This is a genomic window from Streptomyces sp. NPDC088194 (assembly GCF_040702025.1).
In the GTDB taxonomy this organism is placed as follows: Bacteria; Actinomycetota; Actinomycetes; order Streptomycetales; family Streptomycetaceae; genus Actinacidiphila.
Genome location: NZ_JBFBIV010000082.1, coordinates 22,966 through 37,134 on the forward strand (window position 1 = coordinate 22,966; position 14,169 = coordinate 37,134).

The window sequence follows — 14,169 nt, forward strand, 5'->3', positions numbered from 1 at the left end:
ACCGCAAGGTCCGGCAACCCACAGGACGGGGCAGCCGGGACGGCACCTTACGGAATGACGACGACCCGGCCCACCGTCGTGCCGTCGCTGACCCTCTGGACCGCGTCAGCGGCAGCGGCGAGCGGAAGGCGTTCACTGACGAGGGGCCTGACGGTGCCCGCGGCGGCGAGGTCGGTGAGGTCGTCGTGGGCACGGCGGACGGCCGCCGGGTCGTGGGTGTTGTAGAGCCCCCAGTGCAACCCCAGAATCGTGTAGTTCTTCACGAGCGCGTGGTTGAGCCCGGGCGCGGGAACCGTCCCGCTGGTGAAGCCGACCACCACGATCCGCCCCTCGAAGGCGATGCACTTGGTGGACCGGGTGTAGGCGTCCCCGCCGACCGGGTCGTAGACGACGTCGGCGCCGCGCCCGCCGGTGGCCTCCTTGACGACGGCCACGAAGTCCTCGGCGCGCCGGTCCACGACCACGTCGGCGCCCAACTCCCGTGCGGCCTCGGCCTTCTCCGGCCCGCCGACCACGCCGATCACGGTGGCGCCCGCGGCCTTGCCGAGTTGTACGGCCGCGCTGCCGACCCCGCCGGCCGCCGCGTGCACCAGCAGCGTCTCGCCGGGGCGCAGCGCGGCCCGGCGGTGCAGGCCGAACCAGCCGGTCTGGTAGCCGATGTGGAGGGCGGCGGCCTCGGCGTCGTCCAGCGCCTCGGGCGCGGGCAGCACCCCGGCCGCGGGCACCACCGCGTACTCGGCGAACGCCCCGGCGGGCAGCGCGGCCGGGGTGATGACGCGGTCGCCGGGGGCGAGCCCGGTCACGCCCTCCCCGGTCTCCGCGACCTCGCCGCACATCTCGACGCCGGGGGTGAAGGGCAGCGGCGGCCGGATCTGGTACTGGCCGCGGCACAGCAGCGCGTCGGGGAAGTTCACGTTGGCGGCGCGCACCCGCAGCAGCACCTCGCCCGGGCCGGGCCGCGGGGTGGGGACGTCGTCGAGGCGCATCGCCTCGCGCGGTTCGCCGGTCTCGTGGACGCGCCATGCCTTCACAGGGGGTCTCCCAGGGGTCAGGGCCGCCGCACCGAGTGCAGCAGCAGGTCGGAGAACTCCGCGGCGACCTGCTCCGCGGTGAGCGGGCCGTCCGCGTGGTACCAGGTGCCGAGGTGGTGCACGGAGCCGAAGAAGAAGTCCACCACCAGGTCGGGCCGCAGCTCGGGCCGGAAGTGGCCGTCGCGCTGCCCCTCCTCGATCAGCGAGCGGAACGTCTCGTGGTAGCGGCGGCGCTCGGCGCGTACCGCCTTCTGCTTCTCCGGGCTGAGCTGGTGCATCGAGCGGAAGAAGATCTTGGTGTCGTCGAGGTTCTGGATGCTGGTGACGACGACGTCGGCGGCGGCCTCGGCGATCCGCTCGGCGACGGGGGTCGGCCGGGCCGCGATCGCGTCGAGCCGCTCGGTCTGCAACCGCAGCACCCGGCCGTAGATCTCGTGCAGCAGGTCGTCCTTGGAGCCGAAGTAGTGGTAGAGGGCGCCCTTGGTGACGCCGGCGGCCTCCACGATCTCCTGGACGGAGGTGCGGTCGTAGCCGCGTTCGGCGAACAGCCGGGTGGCCTCGCCGAGCAGCCGCTCGGGCACGGCGCCCGTGGGTCCCGCACCCGTCGTGGCGCCCGGTCCCGTACCGCCGTCGCCGGCGCTGCCGCCGCTCGTCGCCCTGCGTGCCATGGCTGCTGCCCTCTCCTCGTGCCCTGTGGTCGGCCGGCCGGCATTCCGACCGGTATGGACCCTATCCGGCCGCCGTTTTCAGTTCCCGGCGCAGGATCTTCCCGGTGGCGGTCTTGGGCAGTTCGGCGAGCACCTCGACCTGCCGCGGGTACTTGAACGCCGCCAGCCGCTCCTTGCAGTACGCGACCAGTTCGGCCGGGTCGGCGGCGGCGCCGGGCCGCAGGCTGACGTACGCCTTCACGCTCTCGCCGCGGTAGGCGTCGGGCACCCCGACGACCGCGGCCTCGCGCACGGCGGGGTGGGTGTAGAGCACGTCCTCGACCTCGCGCGGCCAGACCTTGAAGCCGGACGCGCTGATCATGTCCTTCTTGCGGTCGACGACGTAGAGCCAGCCGTCCTCGTCCATGAACCCGATGTCGCCGGTGAGCAACTCACCGCCGGGCAGGGCCGCCGCGGACTCCTCGGGCTTGTTCCAGTACCCCGGTACGACCATCGGCCCGGCGACCGCGATCTCGCCGGACTGGCCGATCGGCACCTCGGCGCCGGCGTCGTCGAGGATGCGGACCACGGTGCCGGGGCCGGGCACGCCGACCGCGAGGGTGCCGGACTCCGGGTCGACGGGGGCCTCCAGGCCCGGCGGGACGCTCGCGCACGGCGCGGTGCACTCCGTCAGGCCGTAGCCGTTGGCGAGGTAGCGGCCGCCGGAGCGGGCCCGGAAGGACTCCACGACGGCGGGCGGCAGCGGGGCGCCGCCGGAGGAGATCAGCTGGAAGGAGGCGAAGTCGTCGGGCACGGCGTCGGGCCGGGCGAGCAGCGCCATGAACGCGGTCGACGGGCCGACGGTGTAGGCCGGGCGGTACTCGCGGAACGCGTCGAGCACCACGCCGGGCTCGAAGCGGTAGGTGAGCGCCACGGTGTGCCCGCCGGCCAGGGCCGCGGCGAGCTGGCAGACCATGCCGGTGATGTGGAACAGCGGCGCCAGCGCGAACACCACGGCGCCGTCGGGGAGTTGCTGGATACGGACCTGGCGGTGGGCGTTGAAGGAGATGTTGCCGTGGGTGTTGAGGGCGCCCTTGGGGCGGCCGCTGGTGCCGGAGGTGTAGCTGACCAGCGCGATGTCGCCGGCGGCGGGCAGGTCGGCGAGGGGCAGGTCGGCGAGGGGCAGGTCCGTGGCGGATCGTACGGGACCGGCCCCGGCCCCGGCGCGGGCGACGGCCAGGACGTCCCGCGCGGGGTCGTCGGGCCGGGCGCCGTCGGCGGCGGGCACAGGCGGCCGCCGTTCACCGAGCACCCGGGCGTCGTCCCGGCTCTGGAAGTCGTGCTCGTCGGCGGTCAGCGCGATCCGGACCGGCGAGTCGGCGGCGGTGTCCCGGACGTACGCCTCCCAGGCGGTGTTCGCGCACAGGATCGCCGCGGCGTCCGCGTCGCGGAGGATGTGGGCCAACTCCTGCCGCTTGTACATCGGGTTGACCGGGATCACCGCGCCACCGGCCTTCCACGCGGCGAGCAGGCCGATCACGAACTGCGGCACGTTCTGGAGCATGATCGCGAGCCGGTCCCCGGGGGCGAAGCCGTGCGCGGTCAGGTGGCGGGCGAGGCCGTCGGAGAGGGTGTCGAGTTCGCCGTAGGACAGCGTGCCGTCGAAGTAGCGCAGCGCGGGGTGGCCGGGCGCGCGCTCGGCGAACGCGAGGAAGGTGTGCAGCACGGACGGCGGGTGCTCGGTCCCGGCGCGCTGCTCCTCGGTGAAGTGCTTCAGCCAGGGCTGGTCGGCGTAGGTCGTCATGCCCGCTCGCCTCCCTCGGCGGCGGCGAGTTGCCCCTCGTACTGCCGCTGGAGCTTGTTCATGCCGCCGAGCCAGCGTTCGGGTTCCTCGGCCCGGGTCGCGTAGTACCCGGCGACCTCGGGGTGCGGGAGGATCAGGAAGCGGTCGGCCGCGATGCCGTCGAGCACCGCGTCGGCGACGTCCTCGGGCTCGATCGCGGTCGGCGCGAGCACCAGGTCCCCGGCGGGGCCGGTGGAGGCGAGCATCGCGGTGCGCACCCCCTGCGGGCAGACCGCGTGCACATGGATGCCGCGGTGCCGGTAGGTGAGCGACATCCACTCGGCGAACGCGAGCGCGCCGTGCTTGGTCACGGAGTACGGCGCCGCGCCGATCATCGTCAGCAGGCCGGCGGCGGACACGGTGGACACGAAGCGGCCCGACCCGCGCTCCAGCCAGCCGGGGAGCAGCGCGCGGGCGGCGCGGACATGGCTCATCACGTTGACGTCCCAGGCCAGTTCCCAGGCGGCGTCGTCCGCTTCGGGGCCGCCGCCGGTGCCGACTCCGGCATTGGCGCAGAACACGTCGATGGTGCCGCCGAGCGCGGTCCGGGCGGCGGGCACCACGTCGGAGGCGTCGCCGGGCACGACCGCGGCGCCGATCTCGGCGGCGGTCTCGCGGGCGGCTTCGGCGTCGAGGTCGTTGACGGCCACCCGGGCGCCCTCGGCCGCGAATCGGCGGGCCAGCGCGGCGCCGATGCCGCCTCCGGCCCCGGTGACGACCACCCGGGCGTCGCGCAGCGCTTCCACGACCACGACGTGTCTCCTTCGACTCGAGGTTTCGACCCTTCGCCTGCCCTTCGCATACTAAGCGGTCGGTCACTGCTGCGGAAGGGGCGTACGGAAGGGCCGGGTGAGGCGTGCGAAAGGGCCGGGCCCCTGCTCGGGACCCGGCCCTTCCTGCCGTACGGCTCCGCGCCGCCTGACGATTCCGGCAGCCCGGGTGGTGCTGGTGTGCTCAGCGGTGCGAGGGGAACTCCACCACCTGCTGGTAGGTCGGCCGGTTCTGCCAGCTGATCCGGTCGTCCGTGATGCCGCCGAGCGGCCGCTGCACGATCGAGTCGGCACACCACTGGTCGCCGGCCGAGCAGCCGCCGTCGTCGCCCGGGTAGACGGTGGTCGCCGGGGTGGCGGCCGCCTGCTTCAGGGTGGACAGCAGCATGTCCCGGCAGGCCGCGAGCTGGCCGCCGCCGCAGTACGTGTGCGCCAGCGGGCCCTGCACGCTCTGGCCGAGCACCTTGCGCAGGTCCTTGTCGGCGTACGACCACCAGCCGTACTGGAACGAGCTGCCCGCGTGCGAGCCGGTCGGACCGTGCCCGGCCGAGGGCGACTCGTCGATGGTCAGGTTCGTCGCCAGCGCGTTGTACAGGTCGGTGCCGAGCCCGGGCTCGAACTCGCCCTGGATCAGCAGCGGCCACCACGCGTCCATGATCCGCACCGCGTCCGCGTTGGCGTACGCGTGCGAACCGGCCGAGGTCTCCGTGCGCTTGGTGCCCGCCGCACCCCACGCGGTCAACTGCTGTACGGCGGTGGCCTCCTGGCTGTCGGTCACCGGCGAGCTGTTGATCACCTGGAGCAGGTCGGGCAGTACGTCCTCACCGCGCAGGTCGGTCAGCGACGCGTCCGACATCGCCTTGACGAGCGAGGCCCTGGTCACGCCGCCGGCCTGCACCAGCGCCTTGACCCGGTCGTTGAGCAGGTCGGCCCGGTGCACCGAGCCGTTGCCGAAGGTCGCCGAGGTGTAGCCGGGGGCCTGCTTGTTGTTCCAACTGACGTAGTAGTCCTGGTCGATGGACTGCGGATGCTGCGAAGGCGGCGTGTAGTCCGCGGTGTTGTGGGTCGGGTCCCAGCCCTGCCAGTCGTACGGGCCGGTCCCCCACACCGGGAACGACGCGTCCACGCCGGCCGCCCGCACCGGGTTGGTGCCGCTGTTGTAGTACGCGGTCTGCCGGGAGTCCGCGTAGAACCAGTTGAAGGTGTAGTTGATGTCCTGCGCCGCCTTCTGGAACGACGCCGCGTCATGCACGAACCCTGGATCGTTCAGCTCCTGGAACCCGATGATCGAGTCGGCCTCGTGCATGTACGAACTGCGCAACTGCGTGTACGCGACGGGTTTCCCGTCGATCGTGGCCCGGTAGATCACCGGCCCGTACGCCGTTCGCCACACCTGCATCCGGTACGAACCGGCGGGCGTGGAGTCCGCCAGCGTGGGCGTCCAGGAGTTGGTGCGCTCCAGCTTCTCCATGGCCACGCAACTCCCGTGCAGGATGTAGTGCGTGTCGTCCTGGCACAGCTGCACCGCGTAGGTGTCGGTCACGTCCTGCGACGCGGAGGTGGCGCTCCACGCGTAGTCCTGGCCGCGGCCCAGCTCCACGTACATGCCGAGCCCCGCGAACGACGCGCCGCGCGCGCTGATCCCCGGTCCCTGGAGTTCCTGGAGCATCAGCAGCTGCGGCGCGAAGTAGCCGGTCTGCGGGCCGAACACGGCCACCGGATGGCCGCTCGCGGTGTGCGCGCCGCTCACCACCAGCGCGTTGGACATGCCCTTGCGCGGGTCCGAGAAGAGGTTCGAGGGCAGCACCCCCGGGCTCTTGGTGGTGGTCTGGGTCGCCCCGCCGGTCGCGTCGTAGACCAGGGGCTCCGGCTTCACGGAACCCGGGTCGGGCAGCGCCTCGCCCTGCGGATTGGCCGGCTTGCCCGCGTACGGGAACGACGTGCCGTCGTGCACGGTCGAGGTCGCCTCGGGGTCGTCCCGTTCGCGGAACGACTCCCACACGTTCGTGCCGTCCTGCACGCCGTACTTCTGCTGCGCGGCCATCAGCGACAGCGCCGACTGCACCTCTCCGCCGCCGCCGGTACCGAACAGCGCGCCCACCACGGAGGCGAGCGCGATCAGGTCGGTCAGCTTGAACGGCTCGATGTCACCCTCGTTCGTGATCGCGTTGACGTGCCCGGTCAGGTCGTACTCGCCGGGGAAGTACCGTCCGTTCTTCGACGCGGTGATGTAGGAGTTGATGCCGTCGATGTAGTCCTGCGCGTCGGCCAGCGCCTGCTTCCCGCGCGCCCCGCTGTTGTTGCTCAGCCAGTCGACCTGCGCCTGCAGGTCGTCCTCGGTGTACGGGGCCTGCTGCCAGAACTCCTGCTCCAGGCCGCGGTTGGCGGCCGCGCCGCCCGCGAACGACGACAACTCCCCCCGCCCGACGTGCCGGAACAGGTCCATCAGCCACAACCGGTCCTGCGCGGCGGCGTATCCCGCGCCGAACTCGGTGCCGTCCCTCGTCGTGCCCTTGATGTGCGGCACCCCAGTCGCCTTGTCCCGGGTGATCGTGACGTCGGAGCGCGGGCTGATCACCGAGGCCACCTGGTCCGAAGGCACCCCGAAGGAGGAGGAGTTGAAGAAGTTGCTCAACGTCGCGTCCGTCAGGCCCTGATACCCGGTCGCGAGCGAGGAGTACGGCCCGAGCTGGTCCATCGTGTGCGCGGGGCGCGTGCCCAGCGCCTTGTTGGCGAGGATGTCGGCGAGCGTGGCGTTGCCGTTCTCGCCGGGCGGCAGGATGTCCGAGCACTGGCCTCCGCAGTAGTCGGTGGTGGGGTCCGCGGCGTGCGCTGCCATGGCGCCGGGCGCCATCAGTGTGGCGCCGAGGGCCAGCAGCGCGGCGGCGGCCGCCGTTCTCAAGGTGCCGACCCGCCTGCCGATGCGCGTGCCGATCCGTCGTGGGGTCCGTAGCGGCATATCTTCTCCTTCCGGGTACCGGTGCGCGGAGGTTACCGCCGGTACGCAGCTCCCCGGAAGATGAACATACGTCAGCTTTTCATTTTCTCCGGCGCCCCACATGCCGCGAACGTGACGATAGCCCCGCACATCACCCGCGCCCCGCCGCTCACTTCCCCGGCGCCGCCGCCCTGTCCCGGCTCGCGCCGCCCGCCGACGTCCTCTCCCCCGCTCACTTCACCGGCGCCGCCTCCCGCAGCACGAACACGCCCCACCCCAGATACCGGCGCTGGTACTCCAGATGCGTACGGCGGCCGTGCGCCAGGAACTCCCGCATGTCCGCGGCGTCCTGATGGTCCGCCGGCACCGCCCGCAGCCAGTCCGAGATCGCGAACCACTGCTCCGCGACATAGCGGTCCCAGCTGTCCCCGTCCGCCAGCACCATCTCCACCAGTTCCATGCCGGCCGCCTCGAACCGGTCCAGCGTGCCGACCAGCGAGGTGAACTCCTCCGGGTCGAATCCCATCGCCTCGAACGCCTCCTCGGGCGCGGGCTCGGTCAGATACGGCTCCCCGATCAGCATCAACCCGCCCGGGCGCAGCGCCCGCCGCAGCAACTCGATGGTCCCGCCGACCCCGTCGCCGATCCAGGTCGCCCCGATGCACGACACGACGTCGAACGCCCCCGGCTCGGCCTGGTACGCCCCCGCGTCCCCGCGCTCGAAACCGACCCGCTCGGCCACCCCCAGCTCCGCCGCCCTCAGCCGGGCCGCCGTCAGGAACACCTCGCTCAGGTCGACCCCGACGCCCCCGACGCCGTACCGCTCGGCCCACCGGGTGAGCATCTCCCCCTTCCCGCAGGCCAGATCGAGCAGCCGCTGTCCCTCCTCCAGCCGGCAGACCTCACCCAGGAGCATCAGCTTCTCCTCGGTGATCGGGTTCAGGATGCGGTGCCCGGACTCGGCGATCTCGTGATGGCGCAGGCTCATGCGACTCCTCGGCCGTACAGGCCCCCGACGGGGGCGGAACCCGCGCATCGTGCCTGATCCGGGGCCTGGGTGCCACCCAATATCCCCTGGACCGTCCTCTGGGCGCCGCGCCCCGTCACCCCGCGTCCCCCCGCGGCCGCACCTGCTCCCGGCCGCACCTACTCCCGGCCGAGCCGCAGCAGGCTCTCCGCCGTCGCCAGCACCGCCTCCTCGTTCGACCTGGGCGACCAGCCGAGCAGCCGGCGGGCCTTCGCGCTGCTCGTGCGCCGGATCGTGCCGAGGTGCGGGACCGTGCCCGAGGCGGCCGAGCTGACCCGGCCCGCCGCCCGCACCGACCAGTCGGGCAGTTCCCTCGTCGGCACCCGCGCCCCGTCCGCGCCCAGCCGCTCCTTCAGCAGCACCGCGATCTCGCGCATGGAGGTCACGTCGCCGGCCGCCGCCACGAACCGCTCCCCCGCCGCGGCCGGGCTGGTCATGGCCAGCAGGTGCAGGTCGGCGACGTCGCGCACGTCCACCACCGCGAAGTACATCCGCGGCACTCCCGGCATCCCTCCGTCGAGCAGGCGCCGGACGAGCGCGATCGAGGCGGAGTAGTCGGGCCCGAGCACGGGACCGAAGACCCCGACCGGGTTGACCACGACCAGTTCCGTGCCGCGGCCCTCCCGCGCGGCGAACTCCCAGGCGGCGCGCTCCGCGAGGGTCTTGGACTTCACGTACGCGCTGACCCCGGGACCCTCGACGTCGGTCCAGGTCTCCTCGGTGAAGGGCTCGTCGGTCTGCGGGTGGCCGTAGCCGACCGCGCCGAAGGAGGAGGTGAGCACCACGCGCTCGACTCCCGCGTCGCGGGCGGCGCGCAGGACGCGCAGCGCGCCGTCGCGGGCCGGCACGATCAGGTCGTCCTCGTGCTCGGGCTCGCCGGGCGGGAAGGGCGAGGCGACATGCAGGACGTACGCGCACCCGGCGACGGCCTCCGCCCAGCCGTCGTCCGCGCCCAGGTCGGCGACGGCGAAGTCCAGCGCGTCACCGCCGTCCGCCGTGCCCGCGCCGGGGTCTGCCGTGCCCGCGCCACCATCCGCTGTGCCCGCGCCACCATCCGCCGTGCCCGCGCCGCGCGCCGCCTGTGCCCGGCCCGCGCTCACCATGGCGCGCACGTCCGTCTCGCGCGCCAGGGAACGGACCGTGGTCCGTACCCGGTATCCCTCGTCCAGCAGGCGCACGATGCAGTGCGCCCCGATGAAGCCCGAGCCACCCGTGACCAGTACTCGTTCGCCGCTCATGTCCTTCGCTCCTGTCCTCGGCCCGACCGGCCCGACTGCCGACGGGTGCGGGATGCGTCGACATCCGCCGACGCTGTCGAGCATGCGGCCGACCGTCACGGACAGTAAGACCCTGCTGACACTGGTAGCCGCAGGGACAGGCTGAGCCGCGCACACCCCCGTACGCCCGCCGTACGCTGGGACGCATGGCTACGGTGAGTGAGCTGGGCGACTACCTCCGGGTGCGCCGCGAGCGGCTGCGGCCCGAGGACGTGGGGCTGCCCGCGGGGACCAGGCGCCGGGTGCCCGGGCTGCGGCGCGAGGAGGTCGCGCTGCTGGCGGGGATCAGCGTGGAGTACTACCTGCGGCTGGAGCAGGGCCGCGACCAGCACCCTTCCGACCAGGTGCTCGACTCCCTCACCCGCGCGCTGCACCTGGACGCCGACGCCGAGACGTATCTGCGTACGCTCGCCCGGCCGCGGCGCCCGGCGGCCCGGCGCAGGCCCGTACGGCCGGAGCGGGTCAGCCCGGGCGTGCAGTCGCTGATCGACAACTGGACCACCACTCCCGCGATGGTGGCCGGCCGCTATCTGACGACGCTGGCCGCGAACCCGCTCGCCGTCGCGCTCAACCCGTGTTTCGCCCCGGGGGTCAGCACGCTGCGTGCCGCGTTCCTCGACCCGGAGATGCGCGAGTTCTACCGCGACTGGGACGCGATGACCGCGAAGACCGTCGCCTACCTGAGATCCATGGTCGCGGGGGTGGACGACCCCCGACTGATGGAGCTGATCGGCGAGTTGAGCGTACGCAGTGAGCGGTTCCGCACGCTGTGGGCCCGGCAGGACGTACGGCTCAAGACCAGCGGCGTCACGCTGCTCCGGCACCCGCAGGTCGGCGATCTCGACCTGCACTACGAGAAGTTGGCGCTGCCGGGGGCGCCCGGGCAGATGCTGATCACGTACCACGCGCAACCGGGGACGGCCTCGTACGAACGGCTCCAGCTCCTGGCGCATCTCGCGGAGCGCCCGGAGCCGACGGAAGCTGCCGGCTCCGCCGAGGCTGTGGAACCCGGGGAACCCGTGGAGTCCGGGGAGTCCGTGGAGTCCGGAGAGCCCGCCGAACTCGCCGAACTCGCCGAGCCGGTGGAGCCGGTGGAGCCTGTGGAGCCCGCACCGCGGACTAGCTCACCGGTGCGGCCCGCGCCGCCCCTTCGGTGAGCGCCTGGGCGGTGGCCCGGTCGGCGGGCAGGAACGCCTCCAGCTTCAGCTCCGCGATCGTCACGTCCGCGGCCGTCGCGAAGACCGCGACCGTGGTCATCAGGCGCAGCAGGCCGCGGCTCGCCGTCTCCAGCTCCATCGGCACCGCGAAGCCCAGCAGTTGGGTGTCCCCGGGCGCGGACTCGGTGACGTAGGGCGCCAGTTCGGCGTGGAGCGCGGCCAGGCGGGCGTCGGGGTTGCGGCGCTGCTCGTCCCGGAGTGCCTCGATGACGTGCCGGGCCCACTGCGGGAAGTTGCGGATGCGCGGGGCGAGTCCGCCCGGATGCAGGGCGAGCCGCAGGATGTTGGCGCGCGGGCCGAGCAGCGCCGGGTCGACGCCCTCCGTCATCACGTCGAACGCGCTGTTCGCGCGGACCAGCGTGCCGTGCCGGTCCACGACGATCGCCGGGTAGGGCAGGTGCCCGTCGAGCACGTGGTCCAGCGCTTCGAGCGCGGGGGCGAGCGCCGGGTCGTCGAGGTCGTGTTCGGGGTGGACGGGTGCGTAACCGGCGGCGAGCAGCAGCCCGTTGCGCTCGCGCAGCGGGAGCGCGAGGGAGTCGGCGAGCCGTGCCACCAGGGCCCGGCCGGGCGCCGAGCGGCCGTTCTCGATGAAACTGATGTGGCGCTGGGTGGTGCCCGCGCGGGAGGCGAGTTCGAGCTGGCTGAGGTGGCGCCGGTTGCGGCTGGCGCGCAGCGCCTCGGGGAAGTCCACGCCCCCGTTGTAACGGGTGCGGCCGCCCATCTGCCATTCCCTGCCGGGAATTGAGGGCATGCCCTCGATCGCGGACGCTCGGCCGTATGACGAACACGTTCACTTCTCCGGCCGACGGTTCCCCGACCGACGGTTCCCCGACCGGCTCTGCGACCGGGCCGGGCTCCGGTTCGAGCTCGGGCTCCGGTTCGAGCTCGGGCTCCCGCTCAGGCTCCCGCTCAGGCTCCGGCTCCCGTCCCGTGGATCACGACGCGCTGCGGCTCGGCGTCTTCGTGCCCACCACCCTGGCGCAGTGGGCGCCGCACGACGGCCCGCGGGACGTGCTGCGCTTCGGGGTCCATGCCGAACGCGCCGGCTTCGACTCCCTGTGGGTCACCGACTCGCTGCTGACGCCGAGGATCGAGGCGCTGACGGCGCTGACCGCCCTCGCGTCGGCCACCGAACGAGTGACGCTGGGCACCGGCACCCTGCTGCCGGCCCTGCGCCCACCGGTCGCCGCCGCCCAGACCATCGCCTCGGTGGACCAGCTGTCCGGCGGCCGCCTGGTCCTCGCGGTCGGCGCGGGCTTTCCCGGCCGCTTCGGCGCACCCGTCTACGCGATGGCCGGCACCCCCTGGCCGAAGCGCTTCGCCCGCCTGGACGAGACCGTCGCCCTGTGGCGCCGGCTGTGGACCGGAGAGGGGTCGGTCTCCTTCCACGGGGAGGTGCTGCACTTCGACGACCTCGCGCCCGGCACGCCCACCTTCCGCCCGCAGGGCCCGCCGATCTGGCTCGGCGGCGCCACCCCTGCCGCCCAGGCCCGCGCCGGCCGCCACTACGACGGCTGGTTCCCCTACCCGCCCGACCCGGCCGACTACGGTACGGGGCTGGCCGCGATCCGCGCCTCGGCCGCCGCCTCGGGACGTTCCGACGCCGCGTTCACCCCCGCCCTGTTCGTGAACGTCCTGCTCACGGGCGCGGCGGACGGCGGCCGTGCCGCACTCGACGCGTACGCCCGGGCCACCTACGGGCGCCCGGTCGAGGAGATGGAGCAGATCCAGGCGAACGCCGCGGGGACACCCGACGCGGTCGTCGACAAGCTCGGCCGGTACGTGGCCGCGGGCACCCGGCACCTGGTGTTCCGGATCGCCGCGCTGGACATCGCGGGGCAGGCGGCGCAACTCGACGGGTTGGCGGAGCTGCGGGGGCGGCTCGACGCGCTGGTGGGGGCGGCAGTGTGACCGGTCGGCCTGGACGGGCGGGGAGACCGCGACGAGGTGGACGACCGCGACGGGTGGGGGCCGCGGCACGTTGACACGCCCGGGTGGGCCGAACCATGCTGAGCAAGCGCTTGGAAACCAGCTACCCAGGAGGCCACCGCCATGCCGCAGCCCCGCGTCTTCGCGTCGCTCGACGAACTCCGTGCCGCCGTCGGCGAGCAGCTCGGCTGGACCGACTGGGTGGAGATCGAGCAGAAGCGGATCGACCAGTTCGCCGAGGCGACCGGCGACCACCAGTGGATTCACGTCGACCCCGAGCGGGCGGCGCAGGGCCCGTTCGGCACCACCATCGCGCACGGTTTCCTGACGCTCTCCCTGATCCCGTCGCTGACCCCGCGGCTGTTCAGCGTCGAAGGCGTCCGGATGGGCGTCAACTACGGCGTCAACAAGGTCCGTTTCCCCGCCCCCGTGCCGGTCGGCTCGCGGCTGCGGGCCACCGCGAAGATCGCCGAGGTGTCGGAGGCGGGCGGCGGCGTCCAGCTCGTCACCCAGGTCACGATCGAGCGCGAGGGCGGCGAGAAGCCGGTGTGCGTCGCGGAGACGGTGGCGCGGTTCTACCTCTGAACGGGCCTCGGCTCTACGAGGCGTTCATCGGCCGGACCGCCGGGAGCCGGGGGCCGGGGGGCCGGACCCGGGAGCCGGGGGCCGGGGGGGCCGGGGGCCGGGGGCCGGGCCGATCATCGGATCAGCCGATCCGGCGGACCATCCTCAGCACGAGGTCGGCGTAGAGCGCGCCGACCTCGTCGGGCGTACGGCTGCCGCCCGGACTGAACCAGCGGGCCACGTCGATGCACAGCGACAGCACCGCGAGCGTGGTCCCGGAGACGTCGGGCACGTCGAACTCGCCGGTCGCCACACCGTCCTTGATGACCGTCCGGATCGCGTCCTCGCTCCGCCGGCGCAGCACGACGATCTCGCGGTAGTGCTCGGGGGCGAGCGCGCCGAGTTCGTACTGCACGATGCGGCCGGTGGTGTGGTGCTCGGCGTGCCAGCGGACGAAGACGCGGACCGCCGCCGCGAGGCGTTCCGCCGGAGTGCCGTCGGCGTCGCGGGCCTCTTCCAGCATGGCCAGTGACCGGTGGTGGCCGACCTTGCTGATCTGGTAGAGCAGTTCTTCCTTGGTCTTGTAGTGGATGTAGAGCGCGGCGGGGCTCATCCCGGCCCGGCCGGCGATGTCCCGGGTGGTGGTGGCGTGGTAGCCGCGCTCCGCGAACGCCTCGACCGCGGCGATCACCAGCCGCCTCGCGGCGTCGGGGGTGATGTCACCCCACGCCTCGCCGGTTGCCGCCTCCGCAGTCATCGCACGCTCCTCACGCCTGTCACACCCACTTGGTCGACAGGGCCACACCCTACCGCCATGGGTGAGCAAGCGCTTAGGCCGTGTTTTGGAAGTCCCGCCTGGCCCGTGGCGCCTGGCACGCACGCTCGCTTCGTTGTCGGGCTTGTCCGAGTAGGCCCACTACGAGGAC

Annotated in this window: 12 protein-coding genes; 3 read left to right on the top strand and 9 right to left on the bottom strand. The window is 73.1% G+C overall.

Annotation, left to right across the window (positions count from 1 at the left end):
• Nucleotides 1-47 precede the first annotated feature (47 nt).
• The 7 genes from AB0399_RS32160 to AB0399_RS32190 all read right to left on the bottom strand — a co-directional run bounded on the left by AB0399_RS32160 (nucleotide 48) and on the right by AB0399_RS32190 (nucleotide 9,494).
• The gene (locus AB0399_RS32160; protein ID WP_366413717.1) at nucleotides 48-1,031 is read right to left on the bottom strand and encodes an NADPH:quinone oxidoreductase family protein; all 984 of its coding nucleotides are present in this window, start codon (nucleotides 1,029-1,031) and stop codon (nucleotides 48-50) included.
• 17 nt (nucleotides 1,032-1,048) lie between these two features.
• On the bottom strand, nucleotides 1,049-1,699 hold the full coding sequence (locus AB0399_RS32165; protein WP_366413718.1) for a TetR/AcrR family transcriptional regulator: 651 nt from the start codon (nucleotides 1,697-1,699) through the stop codon (nucleotides 1,049-1,051).
• Nucleotides 1,700-1,760: 61 nt separating this feature from the next.
• Complete coding sequence (locus tag AB0399_RS32170) at nucleotides 1,761-3,482, bottom strand: AMP-binding protein (protein ID WP_366413719.1); 1,722 nt, start codon at nucleotides 3,480-3,482, stop codon at nucleotides 1,761-1,763.
• Complete coding sequence (locus tag AB0399_RS32175; protein WP_366413732.1) at nucleotides 3,479-4,267, bottom strand: SDR family oxidoreductase; 789 nt, start codon at nucleotides 4,265-4,267, stop codon at nucleotides 3,479-3,481. Before AB0399_RS32175 ends, AB0399_RS32170 begins: the two co-directional genes overlap by 4 nt.
• Before the next feature lie 208 nt (nucleotides 4,268-4,475).
• Nucleotides 4,476-7,250, bottom strand: coding sequence for a penicillin acylase family protein (locus AB0399_RS32180; RefSeq protein WP_366413720.1), 2,775 nt, complete (start codon nucleotides 7,248-7,250; stop codon nucleotides 4,476-4,478).
• Nucleotides 7,251-7,461: 211 nt separating this feature from the next.
• Entirely contained in the window at nucleotides 7,462-8,217 is a 756-nt protein-coding gene (locus AB0399_RS32185; protein ID WP_366413721.1) for a class I SAM-dependent methyltransferase, read from the bottom strand.
• Between the two features lie 158 nt (nucleotides 8,218-8,375).
• On the bottom strand, nucleotides 8,376-9,494 hold the full coding sequence (locus AB0399_RS32190) for an aldehyde reductase (protein WP_366413722.1): 1,119 nt from the start codon (nucleotides 9,492-9,494) through the stop codon (nucleotides 8,376-8,378).
• Between the two features lie 185 nt (nucleotides 9,495-9,679).
• On the opposite strand from AB0399_RS32190, the gene AB0399_RS32195 reads away from it, so the two are divergent.
• Complete coding sequence (locus AB0399_RS32195; RefSeq protein WP_366413723.1) at nucleotides 9,680-10,690, top strand: helix-turn-helix transcriptional regulator; 1,011 nt, start codon at nucleotides 9,680-9,682, stop codon at nucleotides 10,688-10,690.
• On the opposite strand, the gene AB0399_RS32200 is transcribed toward AB0399_RS32195, so the two are convergent.
• Nucleotides 10,653-11,441 (bottom strand): helix-turn-helix transcriptional regulator, encoded by a 789-nt coding sequence (locus AB0399_RS32200; RefSeq protein WP_366413733.1) that lies wholly within the window; start codon nucleotides 11,439-11,441, stop codon nucleotides 10,653-10,655. The two genes, AB0399_RS32195 and AB0399_RS32200, sit on opposite strands and share 38 nt — an antisense overlap.
• A 239-nt stretch (nucleotides 11,442-11,680) precedes the next feature.
• Between AB0399_RS32200 and AB0399_RS32205 the strand changes: the two genes are divergently transcribed.
• Both AB0399_RS32205 and AB0399_RS32210 read left to right on the top strand, forming a co-directional pair.
• Nucleotides 11,681-12,661 carry an LLM class flavin-dependent oxidoreductase gene (locus tag AB0399_RS32205; protein WP_366413724.1) on the top strand — a complete coding sequence of 327 codons (981 nt, stop codon included), beginning with the start codon at nucleotides 11,681-11,683 and terminating at the stop codon, nucleotides 12,659-12,661.
• A 141-nt stretch (nucleotides 12,662-12,802) separates the two neighbouring features.
• Nucleotides 12,803-13,264: a MaoC family dehydratase gene (locus AB0399_RS32210; RefSeq protein ID WP_366413725.1), complete on the top strand. Its 462-nt coding sequence runs from the start codon at nucleotides 12,803-12,805 to the stop codon at nucleotides 13,262-13,264.
• A 121-nt stretch (nucleotides 13,265-13,385) separates the two neighbouring features.
• Here AB0399_RS32210 and AB0399_RS32215 read toward each other — a convergent pair whose 3' ends face one another.
• A complete protein-coding gene (locus AB0399_RS32215; RefSeq protein WP_328462418.1) occupies nucleotides 13,386-14,000 on the bottom strand; it encodes a TetR/AcrR family transcriptional regulator in 615 nt (204 codons plus the stop codon).
• Nucleotides 14,001-14,169 lie beyond the last annotated feature (169 nt).

Excerpts from the sequence above, each read along its gene's own strand:
- AB0399_RS32170 (WP_366413719.1), bottom strand. The coding sequence starts at position 3,482 with ATGACGACCTACGCCGACCAGCCCTGGCTGAAGCACTTCACCGAGGAG.
- AB0399_RS32165 (WP_366413718.1), bottom strand. The coding sequence starts at position 1,699 with ATGGCACGCAGGGCGACGAGCGGCGGCAGCGCCGGCGACGGCGGTACG.
- AB0399_RS32190 (WP_366413722.1), bottom strand. The coding sequence starts at position 9,494 with ATGAGCGGCGAACGAGTACTGGTCACGGGTGGCTCGGGCTTCATCGGG.
- AB0399_RS32210 (WP_366413725.1), top strand. The coding sequence starts at position 12,803 with ATGCCGCAGCCCCGCGTCTTCGCGTCGCTCGACGAACTCCGTGCCGCC.
- AB0399_RS32180 (WP_366413720.1), bottom strand. The coding sequence starts at position 7,250 with ATGCCGCTACGGACCCCACGACGGATCGGCACGCGCATCGGCAGGCGG.
- AB0399_RS32215 (WP_328462418.1), bottom strand. The coding sequence starts at position 14,000 with ATGACTGCGGAGGCGGCAACCGGCGAGGCGTGGGGTGACATCACCCCC.
- AB0399_RS32195 (WP_366413723.1), top strand. The coding sequence starts at position 9,680 with ATGGCTACGGTGAGTGAGCTGGGCGACTACCTCCGGGTGCGCCGCGAG.
- AB0399_RS32185 (WP_366413721.1), bottom strand. The coding sequence starts at position 8,217 with ATGAGCCTGCGCCATCACGAGATCGCCGAGTCCGGGCACCGCATCCTG.